Genomic DNA, 256 nt, shown 5'->3' with positions numbered 1-256 from the left:
GGCGTATTCAACATGCTATTGTCCGATGGACGATATGTGATGGCGTTCTGCTCCAGCGACCTGTTTTGGATGACGCGGCTGGCGCGGTTTGGTGTAGCGAGACTGTTGGATCAGGACGTGGAGATTGATTTTCAGCAGGAGGCGACCGCCTAGGACGTGGTCACAGTGATTGCGACCCAGCCGCTGACGGTGAACGAAACCTGGGAAAGGATTATGCCAGGCGAATGGAGATTATTTTTAGTCAGGGGGGGTGTAA

The 256-nt window shown here is 53.9% G+C and carries 1 pseudogene; it reads left to right on the top strand.

Annotation, left to right across the window (positions count from 1 at the left end):
* Positions 1-256: pseudogene (locus F0Q32_RS25990) on the top strand (class II glutamine amidotransferase); the annotation flags it as partial.

Source organism: Pseudocitrobacter sp. 73 (genome assembly GCF_008369545.1).
GTDB lineage: Bacteria > Pseudomonadota > Gammaproteobacteria > Enterobacterales > Enterobacteriaceae > Pseudocitrobacter > Pseudocitrobacter vendiensis.
This window is presented reverse-complemented; position numbering and strand designations above follow the sequence as displayed.